Origin of the sequence: Psychromonas sp. KJ10-2 (assembly GCF_047323255.1) — a bacterium.
Taxonomy (GTDB): Bacteria; Pseudomonadota; Gammaproteobacteria; order Enterobacterales; family Psychromonadaceae; genus Psychromonas.
The window spans coordinates 2,762,088-2,786,000 of record NZ_CP178827.1 but is presented as its reverse complement, the minus strand read 5'-3'; the positions used below and the strand labels follow the sequence as shown (position 1 = coordinate 2,786,000).

General features: G+C 36.7%; 17 protein-coding genes and 2 pseudogenes. 4 read left to right on the top strand and 15 right to left on the bottom strand.

Annotated elements, in window-relative coordinates; genetic code table 11:
* The first annotated feature begins 22 nt into the window (after positions 1-22).
* The 3 genes from ACLKL2_RS13520 to ACLKL2_RS13510 are packed head-to-tail and all read left to right on the top strand — an operon-like array spanning position 23 to position 5,215.
* Positions 23-790: a hypothetical protein gene (locus ACLKL2_RS13520; RefSeq protein WP_413692105.1), complete on the top strand. Its 768-nt coding sequence runs from the start codon at positions 23-25 to the stop codon at positions 788-790.
* Entirely contained in the window at positions 787-2,310 is a 1,524-nt protein-coding gene (locus tag ACLKL2_RS13515; RefSeq protein WP_413692104.1) for a hypothetical protein, read from the top strand. Before ACLKL2_RS13520 ends, ACLKL2_RS13515 begins: the two co-directional genes overlap by 4 nt.
* Positions 2,303-5,215 carry a hypothetical protein gene (locus ACLKL2_RS13510; RefSeq protein ID WP_413692103.1) on the top strand — a complete coding sequence of 971 codons (2,913 nt, stop codon included), beginning with the start codon at positions 2,303-2,305 and terminating at the stop codon, positions 5,213-5,215. Before ACLKL2_RS13515 ends, ACLKL2_RS13510 begins: the two co-directional genes overlap by 8 nt.
* Positions 5,216-5,501: 286 nt before the next feature.
* On the opposite strand, the gene ACLKL2_RS13505 is transcribed toward ACLKL2_RS13510, so the two are convergent.
* The 7 genes and pseudogenes from ACLKL2_RS13505 to ACLKL2_RS13470 all read right to left on the bottom strand — a co-directional run bounded on the left by ACLKL2_RS13505 (position 5,502) and on the right by ACLKL2_RS13470 (position 13,568).
* Positions 5,502-5,819 carry a hypothetical protein gene (locus ACLKL2_RS13505; RefSeq protein ID WP_413692102.1) on the bottom strand — a complete coding sequence of 106 codons (318 nt, stop codon included), beginning with the start codon at positions 5,817-5,819 and terminating at the stop codon, positions 5,502-5,504.
* Between the two features lie 658 nt (positions 5,820-6,477).
* Positions 6,478-7,437 (bottom strand): annotated as a pseudogene (locus tag ACLKL2_RS20270) (transposase).
* 235 nt (positions 7,438-7,672) lie between these two features.
* Entirely contained in the window at positions 7,673-9,508 is a 1,836-nt protein-coding gene (locus ACLKL2_RS13490) for an ATP-binding protein (protein WP_413692097.1), read from the bottom strand.
* 2 nt (positions 9,509-9,510) lie between these two features.
* Complete coding sequence (locus ACLKL2_RS13485; protein ID WP_413692095.1) at positions 9,511-10,260, bottom strand: SIR2 family NAD-dependent protein deacylase; 750 nt, start codon at positions 10,258-10,260, stop codon at positions 9,511-9,513.
* 128 nt (positions 10,261-10,388) lie between these two features.
* Entirely contained in the window at positions 10,389-10,682 is a 294-nt protein-coding gene (locus ACLKL2_RS13480) for a hypothetical protein (protein ID WP_413692094.1), read from the bottom strand.
* 236 nt (positions 10,683-10,918) lie between these two features.
* Complete coding sequence (locus ACLKL2_RS13475) at positions 10,919-12,457, bottom strand: IS1182 family transposase (RefSeq protein WP_413692092.1); 1,539 nt, start codon at positions 12,455-12,457, stop codon at positions 10,919-10,921.
* Between the two features lie 232 nt (positions 12,458-12,689).
* Positions 12,690-13,568 (bottom strand): hypothetical protein, encoded by an 879-nt coding sequence (locus tag ACLKL2_RS13470; protein ID WP_413692091.1) that lies wholly within the window; start codon positions 13,566-13,568, stop codon positions 12,690-12,692.
* A 300-nt stretch (positions 13,569-13,868) separates the two neighbouring features.
* Here ACLKL2_RS13470 and ACLKL2_RS13465 point away from each other — a divergent pair, with 300 nt between their 5' ends.
* Positions 13,869-14,846 carry an integron integrase gene (locus tag ACLKL2_RS13465; RefSeq protein WP_413692090.1) on the top strand — a complete coding sequence of 326 codons (978 nt, stop codon included), beginning with the start codon at positions 13,869-13,871 and terminating at the stop codon, positions 14,844-14,846.
* Between the two features lie 55 nt (positions 14,847-14,901).
* On the opposite strand, the gene ACLKL2_RS13460 is transcribed toward ACLKL2_RS13465, so the two are convergent.
* The 8 genes and pseudogenes from ACLKL2_RS13460 to ACLKL2_RS13430 all read right to left on the bottom strand — a co-directional run bounded on the left by ACLKL2_RS13460 (position 14,902) and on the right by ACLKL2_RS13430 (position 23,888).
* Positions 14,902-15,120 (bottom strand): hypothetical protein, encoded by a 219-nt coding sequence (locus ACLKL2_RS13460; protein ID WP_413692089.1) that lies wholly within the window; start codon positions 15,118-15,120, stop codon positions 14,902-14,904.
* 65 nt (positions 15,121-15,185) lie between these two features.
* A pseudogene (locus tag ACLKL2_RS20265) lies at positions 15,186-15,392 on the bottom strand (IS6 family transposase); the annotation flags it as partial.
* Positions 15,393-15,447: 55 nt separating this feature from the next.
* Positions 15,448-18,474 (bottom strand): type I restriction endonuclease subunit R, encoded by a 3,027-nt coding sequence (locus ACLKL2_RS13455; RefSeq protein ID WP_413692087.1) that lies wholly within the window; start codon positions 18,472-18,474, stop codon positions 15,448-15,450.
* Between the two features lie 382 nt (positions 18,475-18,856).
* A complete protein-coding gene (locus tag ACLKL2_RS13450; protein ID WP_413692086.1) occupies positions 18,857-19,399 on the bottom strand; it encodes a hypothetical protein in 543 nt (180 codons plus the stop codon).
* The gene (locus ACLKL2_RS13445; RefSeq protein WP_413692084.1) at positions 19,399-20,103 is read right to left on the bottom strand and encodes a DUF3800 domain-containing protein; all 705 of its coding nucleotides are present in this window, start codon (positions 20,101-20,103) and stop codon (positions 19,399-19,401) included. The genes ACLKL2_RS13450 and ACLKL2_RS13445 overlap by 1 nt, the downstream gene beginning before the upstream one ends.
* 2 nt (positions 20,104-20,105) lie before the next feature.
* Positions 20,106-20,576, bottom strand: a complete 471-nt coding sequence (locus ACLKL2_RS13440) for a restriction endonuclease subunit S (protein WP_413692083.1) — start codon at positions 20,574-20,576, stop codon at positions 20,106-20,108.
* A complete protein-coding gene (locus tag ACLKL2_RS13435) occupies positions 20,573-21,409 on the bottom strand; it encodes a restriction endonuclease subunit S (RefSeq protein WP_413692082.1) in 837 nt (278 codons plus the stop codon). Before ACLKL2_RS13435 ends, ACLKL2_RS13440 begins: the two co-directional genes overlap by 4 nt.
* A gap of 1 nt (position 21,410) precedes the next feature.
* A complete protein-coding gene (locus tag ACLKL2_RS13430; protein ID WP_413692081.1) occupies positions 21,411-23,888 on the bottom strand; it encodes a type I restriction-modification system subunit M in 2,478 nt (825 codons plus the stop codon).
* Between the last annotated feature and the right edge of the window lie 25 nt (positions 23,889-23,913).

Here is a 23,913-nt window from a genome sequence, read left to right as displayed (position 1 = left end):
ACCATAAGAATGGGGATTATCAATGACAGAAGATGACGTTAAAGCAAGATTTGAAAAAAAGAATATTGAAATATTCTTTATGATCCTGTTTCCAGCTTCATTTGAAAAAGATGCTCTCTCTTGCATCTCGCAAGAAGTAATACGACTTACTCAGCTACTAGCTCCCGCTTTAAAAAGAAGTTTTGATGAAGATATTCTACTACAAGAAAAATTAAAGGAATATTCACAACACCCACCCTGCACAAAAGAGGCATTATTTACAAAATGCAAAGGCAGCTTAGATATATATTACCTTCCTGCAATGCTAGCCTCTGTTCCAGTCAGGGCTTCTTATGATTTAGAACAATTCGATCAATACAAAGCATTAATGTTATCTGTTGCGATTAAGCTAATTTTTATGGGGAGCACTTCAGGGCTAATCGAACGCGCTTGTAATGAAATAAGGTTTTATGCAAAAGGGAGAAGAGAAAATCTTACCCCTCACTTGCCTCGGCTTAACAAAGTGGGTAATCGTTACCTACCAGATCTGATTACTGAACTTGAAGATAAACGAGAGAATTTACCTAATAGTGATTTATCAAAAAAACTCACTAAAGCAATCGATGCTCAATTAGCTCATTATCATACCCCCTTAAGTAAATGCGCTGAAGATAAAAAAGGGATAGAAAGAAGAGCAGGAACTCATGAATTCACTAGCCGACATGCAATGCTTGAAGTTACTCATGAAGATGCAGAATTGGAGGGTGAAAACAATATCGAGGTAAAGATATTCTCAAGCCAAAAAAAGTGACTGAAAAATGGGAACAAGAAGAAAACAACGGTAATGAGAAAGAGTTAATCGTTGTAACTGTGAAAGAACCAGCAACTCACCATTCACGCTCTCATTATGGTGCTCAAGCAGTACAAGCAAAGGCTATTTCAGAGCATATAATACAAAATAAAATATCCTCTTCCTGTAATATAAATCAAGCAACGGAGTTTGAAATACACCAACTGTTAGCTTATTGTGAAGATCATTATAACTCTTCAGCTGAAGAGCAAAGACCTGTTGTAAAATACCTCATGCTGATGCTGTTTTTAGGGAATAGCTACGAACAAATTATTGATACAAAACTTAGCCTTAAAAATGGAAATAGCACACTCACCCGAAAGCATGCTATTCCATCTCAAAAACAGCGCCCTGAAGTTGCTCTTTATTTACCCGATGTGAGTAAGTCCTTTGATATTACGTTTCCAAGCTATCTAAAAAACACAAAGCTTTTAAAGCAAGTCACCAAAGAAGACCTTTCAAGTGCTTTATCTATCATTAATAAGCTGTATCACACGCACTTAACATTGCATAAAATTAGCGGGTTTTTAAGTCATCACCAAAAACAGGCAGGCATCGATCCCGTATTAACACAGTTAATATCAGATCCTGATGTACAAAAATTACCCGCTCTTTCATATACCCATATTGATATTGAAAACCTAAGTAATTCCTTTAATAACTATGTTGGTTACCTTTATAAAATAGCACCTACACTTTCTATTTCTCGTCCCATTATCTCAATGAAAAAGTTGCCAAAGATAAAAGAAGTGAGTGATAACAGGCAGCTAGGCTCTGCCCTAGATGTGCCTGAATATATCCTTTCTAGCTTAATGAATAAGTTAATTACACGTATCAATAAAAGCACAGCAAACAAGATTTACTGGTTTACAGCTGATCACCATGATTTGATCACATCATACACACAGATGGTATTGGGGTTATCGTCTGGTTATCGACCAGTAACAGGATGGCTAGGTAAGAAGTCTGATTTAAACCTTTTTTCTGGTGAATATTACATTGCAGATAAGGATTCATTGGCAATCGACTCTGGTCGCATTGTTATTATCCCCCCACTGACAGTAAAAATAATTGAACAATATTTAGCGTTCGTATCACAGGCAGCACGCTATTTTAAAAATACCAAACCTCTATTGAGCAAACGTTACCAAAACATATTAAATAGCCGAAAGCATCTATTTTTCTACCGTAATACCCAGTCCCCTGAAAAATTATTCGAAGAATCAACGCCAGAAACGATTATTCTACAATTTGATTACTTCCCATTACCACCTAACTGGCATCGTCATCAATTAAGAACGCTTTTACATAAGAGCCAAATTGCACCTGATTTAATGGATGCTTGGATGGGTCACACAAGCATTAGCCAAACAGCTTTCTCACAATTTAGCAGCATTGGCACTGAAGACTTGCGAGGAATATCCCTGCTTATTGAAAACTTATTACAGCGAATTGGCGTTAAGGAGAAGGCCTTTGTCTAAGGAAATTGGCGTTAAAGCGAGGAAGAAAAACAGAAATGATGAGATACGTCGGGTATTAGCAAAAGCGAGTAAAATCGTTGATGACTTCCTGCCAGTGGAGCGCTCTCTTCAACAAGCAGAATTCCTAACACAATGGGAAAAAATGGAAAAGATGCTTCGTGAAACATTTGGTGAGGCGCGTGATTTTAAACTCGCATTTAATCGTGCAGTTAATACGGTTGAAAATTATAGGAAAACAAATAACTGGCAAGTGAGTGCACCTGCCTACTTATTTACTGCTAAACCAGAAAAACAAACGAAAAATATTAACTGGGTACGCACAGCCTGGGCATTTGAACAAGAATACCGGAGTTGGCATGAAAGCTTCATCACACAATCGTCAACAGAAAGAACCATTGAACAGCATTTTCAAGCATTGATACTTTCGTTCATGTGCCACTCAGGCCATTGTAGCTATCCACTGATTGATGCTTTTGTAAAACAACTTGTATCATCTTTAAACATCGTTAATGCAGGGGGACTTCCGTTAATTACATTAAATTATAAAGCTCTAGGCTTTAATACAAACGTATACGATGAAGTAGGAAACAGCACAACACAAAGCCAATGCTATTTATCACCTTTTACACTAGGGCTAATCAAACAATGGCAATCATTAGATATAAAAAGCTGGAAGCCTCCTACATCACATTTAGCCCTTTATAACCAACTCATAATTGGTATGGATAGGGAATTAGCATACTTCCCAGGTTCACTAAAAAAACTAAGCAAAGCAGCAACTTATATTGTAGAGCGAACAGAAGGTGTCAACATAAACCAAGCGTTGTCTGAATTTATATCTGGACGCACTAAATCATATTCTTTACCGATAGATAACCTAGCAAGAATTGACACCACCTTAGTTGCTCAAGGAGGGTTTGAAGAAAATATCAACACCATAAATGCTAACGTTCCATCAATTAGTAGGTCCACTTTTACCAACAATCCAACCATCACAAATAGTGATTTATTTCATAAACTTAAAGTTGCCTTAAAGAAAGCAGATCCAAAACAAAAACGTTCAAAAGCAACACTCAAAGCATCATTGTTAAGCATTTCAACGTTATCACTACCATTTGTTCAGCAAGCTCTCTTGAAATGGTTTATTCATAAGTTAGATACAACATGTAAACCTAAAACAATTGCAAACTACCACTCTTTGTTAACTCGTCGCTGGCTATTTGCATTTGAGGGTGAAAATATTGAGGGCATGACTCATAGTCAAATAGCTGAAATATATAGAGAGATGATTGAAAAGGCTCCTACAGAAAAAATTAAGCAAAACTTAACAAAGCGCATTAGCGATTTGCATGCTTTTTGCGTATCTCAATTTGGATTTCCAGCTTTACTTGAGCCTATTAACAAGAATGCTGAACAACCGAATCATAGTCGTGCTGGATTTATTGATGAAGTCCTTTTCAAGGCGACCCTGCAAGAAATAGATAATTTAAACAACTTAAGTAATGATAATAAAGACACATTAAAATGCATTGCCATTCTCAGCTTCCGTTGTAACTTACGCATTGGTGAAATAAGAAAATTGACTCTTAATTTCATTGAAAAGTCAGAGATTGGCTGGATGCAAATTCGCACTAATAAAATTGGTAATAATAAGAAACCAGCCTCCTTAAGAAAGGTGCCACTATACCCACTGCTAACAGAGAGTGAAAACAAACTTGTTCAAGAGTGCATTGCACGTAAACGTTTCTTATCAATGTCCGATAATAACCTTGCTTTTACACTAGACTCTGATCTTTACACCCCTTTTGATGAGCTTTATGTTTCAAGCACCATTTCAGGCATCTTACGCCACCTATCACAACTAGATTTCTTGGTATTCCATCACCTAAGACATAGCTGCATAAGCCGTATACAGCTTATGGTTGAAATTGATGATGCTTATACCTTACTGCCAAATGCAGTTCCTTATTCAAAAGAACAGAGCCGAGCAATTACAAAACTTATCTGCGGCCAGTCATTACGTAATAAATATTATAGTATTGCAAGCTTCGATGGCCATGCAACACCTGTTACTTGTTTTAGTAATTATTATCACTTTTGTGATTGGATTGTTGCCTATAAATTGTCTAAATCAACCCACAACATTACACCCCAAGAAAATCGAGCCTTTGGTTTAACAACTCGTCGCCATTTTACTCATTTACAAGCAGCACACTCAAATACAGTACGAGTCGAACATTGTTATCATGAATTAAATGTAAAGCTAAAGATAGCTCAGTTGGCTCCTAATCTACTTGAAGCAACAGAATTTCAGGCGGAACAACAAAAGCCTCAAAAAAAGAAAATAAGCATCATGCTTTGTTACGAAATTTTAAAGAAAATAGAAAAAGGATATGCACCTGAATTATTAGCAATTGAATTTAACATCCAAATTCAACAGATTAATCAATGGGTAGATAATGCTAAATATATTCAAACAATAAAGACAAAAAGGAGTAACCCCGCACCTCGGCATTCTCGTCGTTCATCATTCCTTCCAGGAAAACCCCCAAGCAGTAAAGAGCTCGCTTTTCTCGATAAAATAATCATTAACATACGTACTAAATTCAAAGAAAATAACGATGATAATAAAAACAAAGAGCGCATTATCAATATGCTAAAGCATGCATCACTAAACCAGTGTATGAATCAGTCAGGTATTAACTTCAATTGGCCTGAAGACTTAGAATACTTTTTGAATGCATTTGAAAACATCATCCCCAGAAGCTACTGGCGCGTAGTAACTTATACTATTGAGCAAAGTGCAATTCTTGATGAATGGGAAGTCGCTTATAGGAATATTAAATTGAGAAAAGGAAAAAAGCAAAACCAACTGGCGCAACTGGACGAGGCCATGTACGCTTAGAGCTTATTCATCCTGATGAAACACCAATTAAAGCGCTTCAAAAAGAAAATAAAGCTAGAAAGCTAAAGATAACTGATCATGACAATAAAATGAAATCTTTACCTTTAGAGCAGAAAAAACAACTAAAAGCTATCAGCAAATACTCATCAAATAGCCTTAGTTTCTTAATGCACATGATGTGTATCATGATGATGAATCAGAAATTTAGCCAAAGATAAAAGTAATATACAAATAGCGATGAAGTAAATTTTTTGAATCTACTTAATTTATCTAGTTTCTAGCGTAATTAAATCGATGCTTTTTTTAATGAGAGTTCATGAAATTCTCTTAAATATTTGAAAGGAAAAGGCATTACAGTACCCTGCTTATGACGTACATAAAAAGCATCGAATTGAGCCCAAAACTTTAAAGGGATTTCAGCGTAGTCGGTCTCAACATGCCGAAGCTTACTGAAATTATTGATGGTGGATTTTGCTCCTTCGTGGCTACCTACAAAATAACATTCTGCCGTAGGCGAATAGAAGAAACCTAGAGAACTCGAAAGTGCGCCATCTTTTGATTTTAGAGATACTACAAAAGTAACGCCGAGACTTACTCCAATCACAAAGCTTAGTGCTGCAATTAGTTGAACATGGTATTTTTAGTTAAACTCTTAAAGTTATTCTGATGGAATGAGACTGTAATGAAATTGAAGTGGCAGCCTCCACTTTTTCTTTATTCTAAAATTCTAAGAAAACTGTAGTGGTCAAAAAGCGAAGCGTGGTAAATGTTTCTAAGCTGCCTGTGTTGCAGTGAACTCCTTGTATTCATCCATATGAGGCATTAATTAAAGCAATCCATAAAGAAAACCACGCCACAAAACTAAAATAATTTAGCTCAAATCTAATCTAACAGTCACCATTCAAAATGGGTAACTGTCAGATCAAGTCTGAGCTAGTACATTTGAATCAATCCAGTCGATCAACTGTTGATAGTCGGACTCTTCAAATGCGATAAGTTTCATTTTTCCTGATTAGGCTATAACGAAGCTGTAGAATTTCTCATTTTCAGCCCGATTATTTAAAATAAAAAACACATTAATTCATATTTAGTTGAGATTCCAATAGATAATTCGGATTTTCAATAAATGATTGATTAATTTGAGCTGTAGAGGCATTTATGAGGGTAATTAGACTGTGTTATTGCGATTTAAGGGCTTTGCCCTTGGCTTAATGTAAACTATTCCTTAACTTCTCTATATTATGAACAAGACAATACATTTTCTATTGTGTATTCACTTTATCTTGCCGCGCAGCGTGAATTTATTCATGCCTTTATTAACCGTGATATTGCCAAATACGGGTTCAATGGCACCTAATCGTTTACTGTATTGGCGTCGTCCTATTGGACTATCTATCTTAACTTTCACTTTGTCGCCATAGCTTAGCTTTTTCCGTGATTCATTATTTTTAAATTGGACTTGTCTTCCCCTATCCTTCGGTGGTTTACGCATGCATTACTGTTGTAAAGCGCATACCTTACAGTCTTTTAAATAACCACAGAATCTTGTGTATTGTTGCTTGTGACTCTTTACATTTATCCCACTTCACCACATTTCATTACCTGCTGGGCAATGACAGGTTTGTGTTGTTCCATCATAATAAAAGTCATCTGAGGTGAATAATCTTGGTTTACCTTTACTGCGTTTTAATCGTCGTTTTTCTTGCTCTGTTTCATACGTTTCACTCTCCTTAAATAGTGGATTACGCTTTCTAAATTGATTGTCTGCTATATAACTATCGAAGCCACTTTGTGCCATAAATTCCAAATTAGCTTCACTGTTAAAGCCACTGTCAGCTGTGAATTTTATTGTGTGTTTAATTTTTTCTGTATCGAGCTTATCGAGTTGTTGTTTTAATTGAGTAACGGCCGGCTCTAGGGTTTGTTGTTCACCCGATAAACTCATGAAGGTAATATTGGTTCCACACGCATTTGCAATACGTCGGCTACTGACTAACCCACGTGAATAACCAAACAACACTATCTTTAACATCACTGATGGAGGATAAGCTGCGGCACCACCTTTATCGTTGTCATACCATTTATCAAAAGCGCTTAAATCAAGATGTTTATCGACGATGTGGGAAAGTGCGTATTCAAATGTGCTTGTGGATAATTTGCTGTGCGAAATCAATTGGAATGAATTTACTTTGGCAAGATAAGTCAGGTTTGTAGTTGGCCATCACATTTAACTCTGAGCGAATAATAACTATTAGATCACAGAGGGACTGCTCAATCAAGGTTGTTTTTTGTACAATTAGAGATTATAAAAAAAGAACGTAAAAACGTTCTTTTCGGAGAAATTCTACAGCCTCAACGCCGCAATAAGCGGACTAAAATTGTGGGTTATACTGTGTAGCGAAGCGGAACGTAACACACTGTTTTAGTTCCGTTTAATTGCCTTGTTATAACGCGCTTTTAGCTACACATCCTCTCAGATATTTCCTTCAGTTTATCTAATTCTAAGCGTTCACTCGCCCAGCCATGAGCAAATGGTATGGTATTTGATTTCGGTAGTTGGTCTTCTTTTAGATCTCTTACTCTTACCCTAGAAGGTAAAGCAGCCCCTTCACCAACAAAAATTGCTTCTTGCTGAGACAAAATCGGTAACGCACCTACCATTCCAGACAATCCATCTGGCAAAAACCGTGCAACATGCTGTTGATCGGCTGAATTTGTAAGTCTTAATACAACCCACGTACCACACTGTGAAATGACTGTACTGTCTACATCGGCTGGCCGCTGACTTACCAGCATCAAGCCAATTCCGTATTTTCGCCCCTCTCTTGCAATACGTCGTATTGCTTCCTGAGCAGCTGCATACTGAGCCTCCCCATGGTCTGGAACATATCTATGCGCTTCTTCACAGACCAATAAAATAGGATCTTTCTCTTTCTCTTCTTGAGTCTGGAATACTTTATATTGAAAAAGTAACCTAGCAATTAATGCAGTCAGAGGGCCTGCGACTTCATTTGGTAGGCCTGAAATATCAATAATTCTAATATCTTTTCCTGCCTGGCTAGGCGCACCTATGAATTGATTCAAGACTTGATGTAATTTGATTTCATCACCATTATCAGCCCAACACTTCATCATAAATGAAAGCCTAGTATCTCTTCGGAGAACCTTGAGCTTATCCAATACTGAAGGAACAGGTGATTTTGCCAGATCAGTATTTGTCATAGTTACATGTCCGGCATTTGTTTTTCTGCCTCCCTGTATATATTTAATATGACTTTCAAATTCTTCTAAACAGAATGGTCTAGGCTTATCACGGTCAAACTCCAGAATGTCCGACGTATCTTTGTCATCACAAAGATCTGGATCATCGAAATTATCTAAATGATCTAGTTTATTTGTTCCGAACTCTCTCGGGCAAGGCTTTACAATCTTAGCTGCAACCATTCTGGCATGAGCAAGTGCTTTCTGAACTGCATTATTTTGGCTTGTAGCACTTCTTTCTGTTTTACCAATAATCAGATTAGTAAACTCATCACTAGACATTAACCAATACGGAAGCTTTATCTCTTCTTGTCCGTCATCACCTGTTGCGATGTCATATGCACGGTACTGTACAGCTCTAGCCTTAAATGCGGAACCATACTCTCCATGGGGATCAATAACCACTATCTGAGGAGACAGCTCTTTTTCATCATTTTTATGCGATAGTACACTATGAATAATCGCAGCAACGGTACCAGACTTACCAGATCCTGTAGAGCCAAGAACAGCACAATGCATACCAAACATTTTATTAATGTTAGCTCGACAAGCTGTAGATTCAGAAGCACTGTAAACCGCAAAGGGAACTAATGGATCTACTTCATCATCTCTTGTACCTTCAGCGGAACGGTATACAAAAGAAATTTCTTCGTTGGTTAGAAGGTATACGCCTTGCTGGGGTAAAGGGTAAGTTTTAATACCACGTTTGAAAGCCAAATTTGATTTTGTATTATTCCAGCTGCCTTCAGCTAGCAGTTGGACTTCCATTACACGCTGATCAGAATCAGCAGTTACGGGCATACCTGCTTCAATTAACTCTTCTGATCGCATTCTGAGCATAGTCACTAAACCAAAAATTATTTTTCGACCATAGTGAATTTTAACCATGCTACCTATTTGACCGATAGGGTAAACGCGACCATTGAATGTCCTAGACAGCTCAGATATTTTATCGGAGATCTCTACCTTAATATTAGTTCCAGATACTTCAACAACCTGCCCAATCTTTAACTCTTCTTCCGGTGTAAACATAACTAAACCTCGCATCCATTCTTTAGCACTGATGTTACACCTTTGAATGTCCACCAATAATCATCATCGTCTTTTCTTTTAAATGGGCCTTGGTCTCCGACATATAAACCACGCAACGAAGCAATAATTACTCTTGAACCAAAACTGGAACTACGCCACTTGTCTAAACATAATGGTATGTCATCCCTACACTCCAAAAATGCCAAAAGTACTGTTTTGTTTTCTTCTTTAGATAAAGCGAACTCAATTTCATTATTAATGTGGTCATCGCCAAAACTGTAACCACAAACCGCTAACGTATTACTTTGACGAGAATTTAGAGATTTTCTAAATAAATCAAACTGAGAAGCAAACGGGTCTTGCTGAGTAGCAATGTATTTTGTTGCTTGAGGATAAATTAGAACGCGACGATCTACCTTGGGATAGCGGTCATTGTCCCTAACTCGCCAGACATAGCCTTTGTCACAAAGAAACCAATCTATCGACCCATGCATCTTGATTAAGTTTGCGCGCTGTCCATTTGTTGGTGCTAGTTCGCCATATCTCTGAGTACGGTGAGCTACAGCTCCTCCAGCAAAACCGTCCCAATACGGCACTTTGTTCAGTGCTAATGCATCTTCCAAAAGAGTGTCATAGTTAGTTGTGAAAATATTAACTGTTTTTCTTCGCTCATGAACACCAGCAGATGCATGATTAAACAGAGTGTCGATAAACTCTAAATGGGACTCAATATCGACAATTGGCTCTGACAACGTACCTTCTTCATCTGCCGCTTCATCATCGCCTTCAACATAGCCGCATCGGATAACATTTGAGATAGATTCAAGAATTGTATTATGTACTTCTTCTAAGGTAGCTAACTCAACTTCTCCCCCACTAATTACTGTTTTCTTTCTTTGTTTCTTTCAGCTAACGCAGCATAGTCGCCAAGATGACTAAGAACATGCTCTATGTGGCATTGCTCTGGCAACTCTTCAAATAGTGGAGTGATAATATCGTCATATAATTTCTTATGACTAGTTTCTACATCCTTTTTAACTTTATTCGTTAAAGGGTACATAAGTGGTAATTTAGCGTCGAAACTTATTCCTGCACCCAGTAGCCAGCTTTGCTCACTACACTTCAAGTGTTCCTCTACTTGCAAGAACAACTCGTCATCAATCAAATCATCCATTTTCTTTCCTTCTTATAGAGTTGTACCGAAGCGGCAACCAAAGCGTTATAACGAAGCTGTAGAATTTCTCATTTTCAGCCTGATTATTTAAAATAAAAAACACATTAATTCATATTTAGTTGAGATTCCAATAGATAATTCGGATTTTCAATAAATGATTGATTAATTTGAGCTGTAGAGGCGTTTATGAGGTTAATTAAACTGGATTATTGCAGTTTAAGGGCTTAGCCTTTAGCTTAATGTAAACTATTCCTTAACTTCTCTATATTATGAACGAGACAGTACATTTTCCATTGGGTATTCACTTTTTCTTGCCCGCGCAGTGTAAATTTATTCATGCCTTTATTCACCGTGATATTACCAAATACGGGTTCAATGGCACCTAATCGTTTGCTGTATTGGCGCCGTCCTATTGGACTATCTATCTTAACTTTCATTTTATCGCCATAGCTTAGCTTTTTCCGTGATTCATTATTTTTAAATTGGACTTGTCTTCCTCTATCCTTCGGTGGTTTACGCATGCATTGCTGTTGTAAAGGGCATACCTTACAGTCTTTTAAATAACCACAGAATCGAGTGTATTGTTGCTTGTGACTCTTTACATTTATTCCACTTCGCCACATTTCATTACCTGCTGGGCAATGACAGGTTTGTGTTGTTTCATCATAATGAAAGTCATCTGAGGTGAATAATCTTGGTTTACCTTTACTGCGTTTTAACCGTCGTTTTTCTTGCTCTGTTTCATACGTTTCACTCTCCTTAAATAGTGGATTACGCTTTCTAAATTGATTGTCCGCGATATAACTATCGAATCCACTTTGTGCCATAAATTCTAAATTAGCTTCACTGTTAAAACCACTGTCAGCTGTGAATTTTATCGTGCGTTCATTTAACTGTTTTTCTGTAGCGAGCTTATCGAGTTGTTGTTTTAATTGAGTAACGGCCGGCACTAGAGTTTGTTGTTCGCCCACAGAGCCCCATGTTTGTGCTTGCAATATTATTTGGTGTTTGTCGTCATTAATAGCAATCCCATTGTAGCCTTGTATGGTACCTTTACTTGTTGTCATTTTTGCACTGTCGGGGTCTGTTATATTGCTTTTAACTGCCTTACCTTTGCTGCCTGTTTTTTCTTGATGTGTGGCGAGATACTCTGTAATTTTTTCTGCACTTTTATCAAGTTTCGCTTTCTGTTTTAAATCATGCGCCACTTCATCTTCGCCTAAACTATCTTGTGCTTGATGACGCTCAAGTATTCGCTGGCTGGCTCTGCGTAACTTGGCTTGCTTACGCTCAAGTTCATCAAATGTGCCACTCCATTCTTTGCTAGCGTTTGATCTTATTTTACATCCATCAATGGCAAACATGTTTCGGCCAATCAACCCTTCACGGTCGCATATCATTAATACTTGAGTAAATAGTGGTTCAATTTGGTCTTTCATTTTAGCGACAAAACTGGCAATTGAAGTGTAATGTGGTTGCTCATCACCCGATAAACTCATGAAAGTAATATTGGTTTCACATGCATTTGCAATGCGACGACTGCTGACCAAGCCTCGTGAATAACCAAACAAGATTATTTTAAGCATAACTGAAGGAGGATAAGCAGCCGCGCCATTTTTATCGTTGCTGTACCATTTATCAAAAGTACTTAAATCAAGGTGTTTGTCGACGATATGAGAAAGTGCGTATTCAAAAGTACCGGGGATAATTTGCTGTGCGAAATCAATCGGAATGAATTTACTTTGGCAAGATAAGTCAGGTTTGTAGTTGGCCATCACATTTAACTCTGAGCGAATAATAACTATTAGATCACAGAGGGACTGCTCAATCAAGGTTGTTTTTTGTACAATTAGAGATTATAAAAAAAGAACGTAAAAACGTTCTTTTCGGAGAAATTCTACAGCCTCAACGTCCAGTTAAGAGGCAAAATTTAGTTGGCTAAAATGTTGAGGAACGAAAACAGCCAACTGAATTTTGTCCTGCTTTAACAGCTTGTTATGTGCGTACTTAGTCTTTGGTGCAGTTGTTCTTCACCCGTGAATAGGCTTCTGCCAGCCCATTGTTATATGCTGTAAGTTCTGTGAAATTTCTGTTTGAATGGCTAAATGCCACTAATTTAATAGCACTCTCTTCTAGCAAAATGCGTTCAATATAATCATCTACCTTTAAGAAAACGCCTGTATGCCCACTCGCTTTTGACGAATATTCTTTCCCTTTAGAATATGGGTGAAATACAGTTACAGTAATATCTTCATTATCTGCAGCGTATATATTTTTGTCATTACTGAAACCAACATAAATATTACCCGCAATGCAATTTAGCCGTAAACTACGCCAATCGTTCTCTGCAACTTTATGTATATTTGCAGATGAAGACTTGTAATCTCTGACAGGTATTGCTTTCGGTTCCCCACCGCCGGTAGTTTTCCAATAAGTTGTCGAAAACCCATAATGAACAGTGGCATCACCATGGTAACGAACTCCTCTGTCGCTATCTACTACCTCTGGATTTATGTCCTTTCTAATTTTATTATTTTTGAAATTTATAACGCCTACATCGCTTAACGCATGCTTTTTATCGAATAATAATTGACCATCAGTCGAATATATATGCCCTAAATAATAATACCCTGAATTACCCGCTAATGCCCTAGATTCAACATCCTTGAAAATAATTATTTCACCTTCCTTTAATTCGCTTCTAATCCCCTTGAATGAAGCTTCCTTCCATACTCTGTGTTTACTGCCTTCTAAATCTAGACTCAAGTCTGGTGTTTTGGGAGGGATGTTTTTCGAAGGTATATTCTCTGTGGTTTGAATACCTGTAGACTGACAACCAACCAATAAACTTACAGTCATGAATGCTGTTAATAATTGAATTTTCAAAATAATACCTCTATATTTTATGCCGATTTTTTCGGTGAGCTAAATCCTGATGGCAGACACAAAGCACATAACAGTTTATTAAACCGAAAAATTCCATATTTCAGGTGGAAATACAGAATATATTAATTTGTTAAAATTAACATAAAAATGCCTTTATCGTACATAAAATCAAACAATTAATATCTTTAATCAAGTTAATATCATGCAGATAGGTGGAAAAAGTCCGCATTAACAACAAAAACATGGAATACCGACTACACTGTATATAAAAACATATAAAAAATTAAAGGAGAGAAATAAATGAAGTCTCCATTTTTAAATGCTGTAGCAGAAAGCATGCGAGTTAAATTCTATGCTGAAAAATCTATTAAGGCTTATTTATATTGGATTAAATTTTATATTTACTTTAATAATAAAAAACATCCCTTTGAGTGCCATGATCATGAAGTAGAGTCCTTCCTTTCATATCTTGCCAACACAAAAAAAGTTGCCCCCAAAACACAAGCCTTAGCACTAAATGCACTAGTGTATTTATATCGCGAATTTTTAGATAAACCGTTAACATTAAAGCTTAATTTTAAAAGGACGAATACACAGCCAAAGCTACCTGTAGTATTAACACTTGAAGAAGTGAGTTTATTACTGAGTTCTCTACCTAGCTCAGTAACATTACCTTGTTACCTTCTCTATGGTAGTGGATTAAGATTAATGGAAGCAGTTAACTTGCGAATTCAAGATATTAACTTTGATTATTTATCAATAAATATTTGGCGAGGAAAAGGAGGAAAGCACCGCAGCGTCACATTAGCACCAGAGTTAATAGAGCAATTACAAAATCAGATTGCTAAAGTTAATTTATTTTATCAGCAAGATATGCAAAGAGTCGATTTTCAAGGAGTTTATTTACCACATGCATTAGCAGGAAAATATCCAAATGCTGCTAAAGAATTAAAGTGGCAATATTTATTTCCTTCTTCACGACTCTCATTTGAACCTGGTACAGCAAACTTAAGACGGCACCATATTCATGAAAGTAATATACAAAAAGCAGTAAAAAATGCAGCACGTCAGTTAAACTTTGATAAACAAGTTACTTGCCATACTTTGCGCCATTCTTTTGCAACACATCTATTACAACGCGGTGCAGATATTCGCACGGTTCAAGAACAATTAGGACACACAGATATCCGTACCACACAAATTTATACTCATGTATTACAGGCTGGGGCAAATTGTGTAAGAAGTCCCCTATCAGATTTAATGTTCGATAAAAATTAAAGTAAAATAAGTTTAATTGTTTTATAGAAATATATGCAGCCATTTATTTTTAGTTTCAAACTAACACATGCTTATTTTCATAAGCTTCAGCAAGTAAAATTAGTTTTTCAATTTCATGGCCTTCTTGTGTGTTTGGAACTGCATCAAAGATATGCTCAATTCTCTTCATCGCCATTTTGTATTCAGTTTCCGACAACTCAGTTCCAAACTCATCAAATGATATAGGAGCTAGCTCATCATCATGTACATTATGTGGTGTAATTCCTTCTAACAACTTTTTCAGACAAAAATTTCTTACTCGTCATTCCCACCTTCTCACTGCATTAAGTCAACCTAAACACGGCTCTTTTTTATTTGATTGCAATATATTGATCCATACTTTTTGCACCACTGACGAATCGTTTCATAATTAACAATGATAGATCTGGCCACAAGCAATTCTTCAATATCAAGAAAGCTAAGTGTAAATCGATGATAAAGCCAAACTACGTGACTGATGATTTGGGCAGGATAACGATAACCTGCATAGATATTTAAATTTTTCATCAGCAGATTATCGCACAATTGATTGAGGAGCTGTTAAGTTAACAGCACCCAAACTTTAAAGACCTACACTACGCTGCATACTCTGTGTCCATGAGGCTTTAAATGCACTATCTCCAGCGAATAACTTATACAGCTCTAACTCATCTTTACGCCTTGCTAGCATGACTTCTTTAAGCATTTTTTCAAATGCTAATTCTCTATTATGAGGATCTGGATTATTTTGGTATTTAGCTTCAAAATCTGGGTGATTTTTCACACTTTCGGCAATATTTATAAATTTAACTTTCTGCTCTTCAGGTGTTGCACTCCAACCTTGAAACCATCTTTCGTTAAAGTTTTTAATGATTTCGTCTAATGGATCTTTTTCATCATCACCACCATGAGCACCGCGAGGGTTTGGATTTTGAGGATCTAATTCTGTCTCACCGTCATCTAAGCCAATGCCATAATTAAGTTTTACACGCTGTAAGCCGTAAGAGCTCAAATCTACAGAATCTAATAATGCATCAAGCTTTTCTGAATTGGGATCTTTAACGATTAATTTTGGAATTAAGAACTTGAGAAACCAGAATAATTTTTCCCACGCAACAATTTCATAAGGCATTATTGAAGCCATTTGTCCGTAAATCTTCACAAATTGCTTAGCTTTGATCTTAAAATCGACTTTATCGTCATCTTCTAGTTCTAACTCAAAATTAAATCGATTAGCCGCAGTATCAATTATCGGGCTTAAGGTTTGAGCGTCTTCATTATTAAAGTAGCGCTTAACAAAATCTTCAACTTCGTACCATTCATAAATGCCAATATCATCCATCGCATCTTTTAGCTCGTGTAATACATTTACATCTGTTGCTTCAGATAAAGTCGTTGAAGTATAAAATGGATCAAATGCTGTTTTGATTTCTTCTACACTATTAAAGAAATCTAATACAAATAAGTCTTCAGTTTTTTTGCCCAATTTAAGTGCTGAACGATTCAAACGCGATAGTGCTTGAACACAAAGAACTCCAGCTAATTTTTTATCTATATACATTGAACATAACTTTGGCTGATCAAACCCCGTTAAATACTTATTGGCAACCACTAATAAACGATATTCATCAGTGTCAAACTTATCTTTAGTTTCACTCTCTGCAAAGCCATTCATTTCAGCTTCTGTATATTCGATACCGTCAACTTCTTTTGTACCAGAAAATGCAATCGCCACTTTAAATGGATTCCCTTGCTCTTCAAGTACCCGCTTTATTGCTTTGTAATATCGTATTGCAGTAACTATGTTTTGTGTTACCACCATACCCTTGCCTTTCCCACGTAACTTTTTAGTATTTACTACCTGTGGAATAAAATGCTCAAGCATTATTTCAGCTTTGGTGTCTATGGTCTGTTGGCTGGTTTCAACGTAGGCACGTAAACGTTTTTGCGCCTTTTTAGTATCAAATTCAGGATTGTCTTGAATTGACTTTTCTATTTCGTAATAACTTTTATAGGTAGTGTAATTGGCAATAACATCAAGAATGAAACCTTCTTCAATGGCTTGCTTCATTGAATATAAATGAAAAGGCTTAAAACTACCGTCTTCTTGTTTTTGACCAAATTTTTCTAATGTAGAGTTTTTAGGTGTTGCAGTAAAAGCTAAATATGAAGCATTGCCTCGCATTTTACGTGATCGCATTGCTTGCAATACCTTGTCTTGCGCATCTTCAGCTTCCTCTACTTCAGTTTTACCCATCGCTCTGTTCATATTGTCATGTGCAGAGCCTGACTGAGAGCTATGTGCTTCATCAATAATGACTGCAAAACGTTTATCACTTAAATCACTAATGCCATCAATAATGAATGGGAATTTTTGGATAGTAGTAATGATTATCTTCTTACCATTTTCCAAGGCAGATTTTAACTCCGATGACTTAAATGCAGGAGCAACAATATTCTTAACTTCAGAAAATTCTTTAATGTTATCTCTAAGTTGTTTATCAAGTAATCGTCTATCCGTAACCACAATAACTGAGTCAAATAACGGTTGTTCTATACCTTTGCTACCTTGAATATCAGGACTAACTGGATACGTTTCTATTAACTGATAAGCCGCCCAAGTGATAGAGTTTGACTTACCAGAACCAGCAGAGTGCTGTATTAAATATGTGTGACCGACACCATTAGTTGAAGCATGATCAATTAAGCGTCGAACAACATCCATTTGGTGATAACGGGGAAAGAACAAGGTTCGTTTTTTCAAGTCATCTTTGCTAGTACCATCTAATCGCACAAAATGCTGGATGATGTTGGCTAGGCTAGCTTTACTAAATACTTCTTCCCATAAGTAGCTTGTCTTGTGACCATGCATACTTGGAGGGTTACCCTGACCATGATTATTACCTTTGTTAAATGGTAGGAAGAAGGTACTTTTCCCAGCTAATTTGGTAGTCATATATACTTCGTCAGTGTCAACAGCCATATGCACTAAACAACGCCCAAACTGCAATAACGACTGCGAAGTATCTCTATCATTACGGTACTGCTTTTGACCATGGTAACGAGCATTTTGGCCGGTCCATGCATTTTTCAGCTCTAGTGTTATCAGCGGAATACCATTGATAAACAGCACCATATCAATTTCTTGTAACGGATTAGTTTTTGAATACCTTAGTTGACGAGTTGAACTAAATATATTGGCATTAAAGTTCTGTTTAACAGAATCACTACTACTAGCTAATGGTGCTGGATACATCAGATTTAAATGCGCATCATCAAAACTTAAGCCTTTTTTAAGTAAATGCAAAATACCATGTTTTTTGATCAGTCTATCAAAACGTTCAAGTACTTTACGCTGCCAATCATTAGGGCTATTTTTCTTAAGTTTTTCTAATTCTTGCGCTTGAGTGTTTTGCAAAAACTGCCAAAAGAACTTGATATCCAAGGCGTAATGCATATCAAAATCAGCAGGATAGCCTAGCTGGTACATAGCACTGTTATAACCAGGTACAACTTCCTGAACGCCTGATTTTAAATCTTCTAAGCACGTACCTGTTAAGTATTTTTCAATCGCAGCTTCTAACGCTTGTTCGTTTGTTTGACTAACCATAATTATTCCTTATCACCACAATGTACTGCTAACTTACTTAACATTTTTTCTGATGCTGTTTTATTTGATATTCTTGCCAATCACTTTGTTCTTTTCAATAAGGGCACTGATATTCAGGTATGGCAAATTCGCAATGAATTTCAGTGTAATCAGCACTCACAATACTCTTTTTACTGAATAACTACGCTAAGGTATAACTTGCAACTATTACTGACATGTAACATCCTTATTTTTCAATTAAATAACATTTTAGACATATAAGTTTAAAATTATATGTTGACAACCAATGGTTAATTACAGGACAATGCCCTCGCTCACCTACCATTGCGTAGAAAGAGGTGACCGTATCGCCTCGGTCCATAATTGGCGATCATTCCTTTTCTTAAAACCACTCACAATTTAATAATTCAGGTTTATTTCCCTGAGTATATTCTGTATACCATTTTTCATAAGAATCTCGCTTGTATACCTCTGTAATATAAAAGCTAGTGACTAAGAAAGAGTCCGCATTTCCCAGTTTTTGAACAATTACAACAAAGTCATGCTGATGCGCCCAAAAATATAATCTTACAGGCTTCTTACCTTTTGTTTCTTTTCTATAAAAAAGCTTAATGCATGGATCTGAATGATTTACTAGCATAGGTTTTATCCACGAAATTCTTGCCGCTCTATCAGGATCAAATGGTCTTGTTTTAATTTTCACCATTTGCTTACCTTGCTTGACGGTTTTCAACTTTTCCCTAGTTGTAATATGCCAAAATACTTCTTCTTTTCCATCACGCATCCCTTGCCCTTTGGGATCAACATAAATTTGATTATTAATATAAGTATCAACAGTAATAAAATCTCGCTCAAAAAATGGGTAAAGATGGTCAAAAACATCCGGCTCATTATGCCCAGTCAAATTTAATGGAGCATTTAACATTACACGCTCCTTGGCATAAATCTGAAAATATTAAACTTAGCTTCCCACGGTGGGGTATTAATATTTAATGGATAGCCGAGTCTTTGCTGCAAGTAATCAACTATTTTTTGTTTAATTTCACTACTGTGTTCTATATCCGTTCTATTTTGATAAGACACAGCACCAATCAATAAATCACAAATTTGAATCAATTGTGCCTCATATGACTGAATGACAAACGCATCTACATCTAAATGCCAGTTAGTTGAGTTTTGTAATACGCGGCAAAGTTCAGCTACTTTTTCGCCACCTAAGGTATCCATATAATCTAAATAGATTCGGTATTGACCATTTACCTCAAGAAAATCTCTTAGGGTGTAATAAAACATTTTGTAGTAAAAATTATTGTGAGAACCGGCATTGTACTGGTCATGATTAAGTTTGTTTTTTTGTTGAACAACGGTTGTTTTAAACCTAAGTTCATCGGTATCAATAACAAGATCAATCAATGCTTTGTAAAACGGCCACTGCTTAGTTACCAGTTTCGTCCACTTCAGTTCATTATGATAATTGTGCTCATGGCGTAACCACTTAATGTGTTTGTTTAACTGTATGGCTTTTTCAGCAGTACAATGAAGCGCACCTAACACCATAATGTCGGCACCATCATGCTGTAGATGGCAGCTTTCATCACAGAAAATTTTGTATACTTTCTTTTCAGTCATAATCACCTATCCACCATCAGCTCTGGTACTTTAATTTTTCCTGTTACAGCACTGTTAATCAGCGTGGTTTTGTATTCTTTGAGTTTTTCAATTTGTTTCTTTTGTAGTTCAACAGCTTCATCAATCTTGAAAGATTGTTTTTCGATATGAGTAACTATTTCATCTTGCTCATTTCGACTTGGATAACCGATTTCCATGTCAAAGAACATACGAGAATAAAACCGTAATCTTGAGGAATGTAAACCTGTTGAAACTTTGTTGTAATGCTCGATATAACCAACTGTTTTCATCAACCATTCAAGGTAAATAGGATTAAATGTCTCCAAAGGTGTTTGTCTAAAAATACTGTAAGCAGAACTCACAATACCTGGGCGGTCTGATACACCCATAGCCCCCATCCATGCCCACATAATATTCATTACCAAGTCGTTCTTTTGGCACGTTTTAGAGCCGCTATAATCTTCAGCAATCATAGTAACGCTTTTTTCAGATCGAGGAGTAACCCCGTTAAGTGAGATACTGACAACAGTTCTTCATCACCATTTTTAGAGCGTTCATCTATTTCACTAAAAAGATATTTTGCTCTTTTAACTTCCCAATGTTCAGGAATTTCAGCAATCCAATCGACGCCTGAATCTTTCATTGGTACTTCTGAATTTAAGCCTTGAGTTACCGCTTGTTGGATGATGATTTGCATGCGCTCTTTTAACAGCTCAATTTGCTTTTCCTTGATAGCAAGCGCTTCATCAAGTTGTGCTGTTTTTTTATCGAGGAAATTGGCAATGGCGGTTTGTTCCGCTTCACTTATATCAAGGATAGTTGCATTATTAATACGTGATTGATTTAGTAACTTGGCACCATAAATATTAACTTCAGCATTATGCTCAAGAAATATTGGTAACACATAAAAGTAGTAATTTAGATTTATTCCATCGTTAGGTATAAAAGATGCTATTGCCTCATTTGTGTATAAATCCACATGTGAAAACGCTACTTGACCAATTGAAAGTTTAAAGCTGTATAAAAGACTATTTTTAGGTGATAAAGGAATGTTTGCAGCTCTAACACCTGCTTTTGATAAGTAATGTGTTCTTCTCGTTTGACGTCCGTCTAGATCCGAAATTGTTACCCAAGGTAAATCACCATTATAAAAACTTGCACTACCAGAAGATGGGGTTCCGCCAGTATGAAATTTAAGTTTGTACTTCAAAGGTAATAAATTCCATTCACTTGGTATATCGCCCAACCAATCAACACCAGAGTCTTTATATGACTCATATTTCTCCATAGAAGCTAATTCAGCCATATTACTCCCCTTGCACTTTAGCGATATCAACACCTATGCTCTCTACCCCAAGTATTTCAGCAATTAACCCTTCTGCTTTTTGCTCTAAGTCGATTATATCGGTGGCAACTTCATCGATTGAGCGCAGTGGTTTGTGTTGATAGAAGTACTTGTTGAAGCTAATTTCATAACCAATTTTAGTACTGTCTAAATTGATCCACGCTTCGGTTACATGCGGTTTAACTTCATCAAGGTAATATTGGTGAATTTCAGAGTTATCTCTATCACTACCTTTGTTATAAGTTAGCGGTACAGATTCAGTATCACGTAAATCAGAACTTGATTCATAAGTGATGAATTCTAGTTTTTTACCTTGAATAGCGTAATAACCAAAGTGAGCTAAATCAGTTGCTTCACAGCCTAAGTGATGCAAAAGCTCATCGAGTTTATCTTGCTTAAACTTAACCACTTTATTAATGACTTTTTCGGCATTTTCATCGTACCAACTCATGGCATTAACCACTGTGGTGTAAAAGGCTTTGCGTTTATTTGGTTTAATATCTGCTAATACATCAGCCGAAACGTCTTTAAATTGGGCTTCAACATCAGCTTTAAACAGGTTGTAATCGTTATATTCTTTGGTAATGGTTTCGGCAAGCTTATTGGCAAGCTCGACCAATAATTTACCGTTTAGCCAAGTATCGGTTGATAGTAGCTTGGCTTTCGCTTTCGCGTTTAAGCTAATGTCGTTATCTTCACACCAACCAAAAATTTCTTTTTCCATCGCTTTATCGTTAGCGGTAAAAAAGTCTGTTTGATAAACCTTGTCACCATATTCTGTAAACAGGTGATCCATTGGCTCACGCAGGGTTTTGTCAAAACGCAGCGGTGCAATAAGTTCGTCTTTAAATTGAGCACTACGTCTGTCTGGGCGTTCAATGTTTACTTTGTAATAACCAAAGTCATCATTATTAAATACTTTAGCGGCAATTCCTGTTGGATCATTATTGTCGTTTAATTGGCGTTCAACACTTGCTGCATCGAGGTAGGTTTGAGTAATTTCAGTAATATGCTCTGGTGAGAACTCACAGTTTTTATTACCTAAATTTTTACGTAGCTTTTTAAATAATAAGCTAGCATCAATAAGCTGTACCTTGCCTTGGCGCTCTTGTGGTTTGTTATTATTCAGTAACCAAATATAGGTCGTGATACCTGTGTTATAGAACAAGTTATTGGGTAGTTGCACTATGGCATCTAACATATCGTTTTCGATAATATAGCGGCGAATGTTACTTTCGCCTGATCCTGCATCACCGGTAAATAAACTTGAACCATTATGAACCGATGCAATGCGAGAGCCTAATGGGCTGGTAGCAGTTGATTTCATCTTGCTAACCATTTCCATTAAGAACAGTAATTGGCCGTCTGATGAGCGTGGCGTGGCATCAACAAAGCCTTCTTTTGGTAAGTTACCCCAGTAATCTTTTAACACGACCTGAAAGCGTGAGTCGATAACGTCTGAGCCTTCTTTAATATGCTTTTGCTCACTTGCCCAGCTTTTACCGTACGGCGGGTTAGATAAACAAAAATCAAAGCGTTGAGCGGCAAACTCATCAGTAGAAAGGGTTGAGCCTACTTTGATGTTTTTAGGATCGTTGCCTTTGATCATCATGTCTGACTTACAAATAGCGTAGGTTTCGTCGTTGATTTCTTTACCGTATAAATTAATATCGCGGGTGGTGTTTTCTACTGGGTAGTTTTCATTAATAAAGTTTTGCGTTTCGGTAAGCATACCGCCACTACCACAAGCAGGATCATAAACAGTAAGTGTTAGTGGTAAATCGGATTTGATAGGATCAAATACAAGGTGAGTCATTAATTCAATTACTTCACGTGGGGTAAAGTGTTCACCGGCCTCTTCGTTGTTGTCTTCATTAAATTTACGAATGAGCTCTTCAAACACATAACCCATACCTAAATTACTTAAGGCTGGCAGTTTATTACCTTCAGGATCTTCAACTTCATCGGGCGTTAAGTTGATATACGGAGAAACAAACTTCTCTAATACATCAAGTAATACATCTTTACCTGCCATATGTTGAAATTGAGATTTTAGGTTAAAGCATTCGATAATTTCTTTAACGTTGGCGCTGAAACCGTTTAGGTATTCTTCAATATTCGCCAAAATAATTTGGCGGTTATTAGTTGCGGTTTCTTTAATGCTGGTTAATGTCCATTTAGAGGTGTTGTAAAACACATAACCTGCGGCATCAATTAACGGCGCATCATCAAGCTCTGTGGCTTCCATTTCCTCAACTTGAAACTTAACTTCATCAAGCACCGCTTTTTTAGTGGGCTCAAGTAAGGTATCTAAACGGCGTAACACCACCATAGGTAAAATTACGTCACGGTATTTTCCTCGTACGTATACGTCACGCAAACAGTCGTCAGCAATTGACCAGATAAAAGAGATAAGTTTGTTATGTGCGCTGTGATCCATTTTATTCCTAGTGGAAACGAGGCTC

What these genes read in the sequence shown, in the direction of transcription:
- ACLKL2_RS13520 (WP_413692105.1), top strand. Translation starts at nt 23, where the DNA reads ATGACAGAAGATGACGTTAAAGCAAGATTTGAAAAAAAGAATATTGAA.
- ACLKL2_RS13490 (WP_413692097.1), bottom strand. Translation starts at nt 9,508, where the DNA reads ATGTTTACACCGGAAGAAGAGTTAAAGATTGGGCAGGTTGTTGAAGTA.
- ACLKL2_RS13480 (WP_413692094.1), bottom strand. Translation starts at nt 10,682, where the DNA reads ATGGATGATTTGATTGATGACGAGTTGTTCTTGCAAGTAGAGGAACAC.
- ACLKL2_RS13475 (WP_413692092.1), bottom strand. Translation starts at nt 12,457, where the DNA reads ATGGCCAACTACAAACCTGACTTATCTTGCCAAAGTAAATTCATTCCG.
- ACLKL2_RS13465 (WP_413692090.1), top strand. Translation starts at nt 13,869, where the DNA reads ATGAAGTCTCCATTTTTAAATGCTGTAGCAGAAAGCATGCGAGTTAAA.
- ACLKL2_RS13455 (WP_413692087.1), bottom strand. Translation starts at nt 18,474, where the DNA reads ATGGTTAGTCAAACAAACGAACAAGCGTTAGAAGCTGCGATTGAAAAA.
- ACLKL2_RS13450 (WP_413692086.1), bottom strand. Translation starts at nt 19,399, where the DNA reads ATGTTAAATGCTCCATTAAATTTGACTGGGCATAATGAGCCGGATGTT.
- ACLKL2_RS13445 (WP_413692084.1), bottom strand. Translation starts at nt 20,103, where the DNA reads ATGACTGAAAAGAAAGTATACAAAATTTTCTGTGATGAAAGCTGCCAT.
- ACLKL2_RS13440 (WP_413692083.1), bottom strand. Translation starts at nt 20,576, where the DNA reads ATGATTGCTGAAGATTATAGCGGCTCTAAAACGTGCCAAAAGAACGAC.
- ACLKL2_RS13435 (WP_413692082.1), bottom strand. Translation starts at nt 21,409, where the DNA reads ATGGCTGAATTAGCTTCTATGGAGAAATATGAGTCATATAAAGACTCT.
- ACLKL2_RS13430 (WP_413692081.1), bottom strand. Translation starts at nt 23,888, where the DNA reads ATGGATCACAGCGCACATAACAAACTTATCTCTTTTATCTGGTCAATT.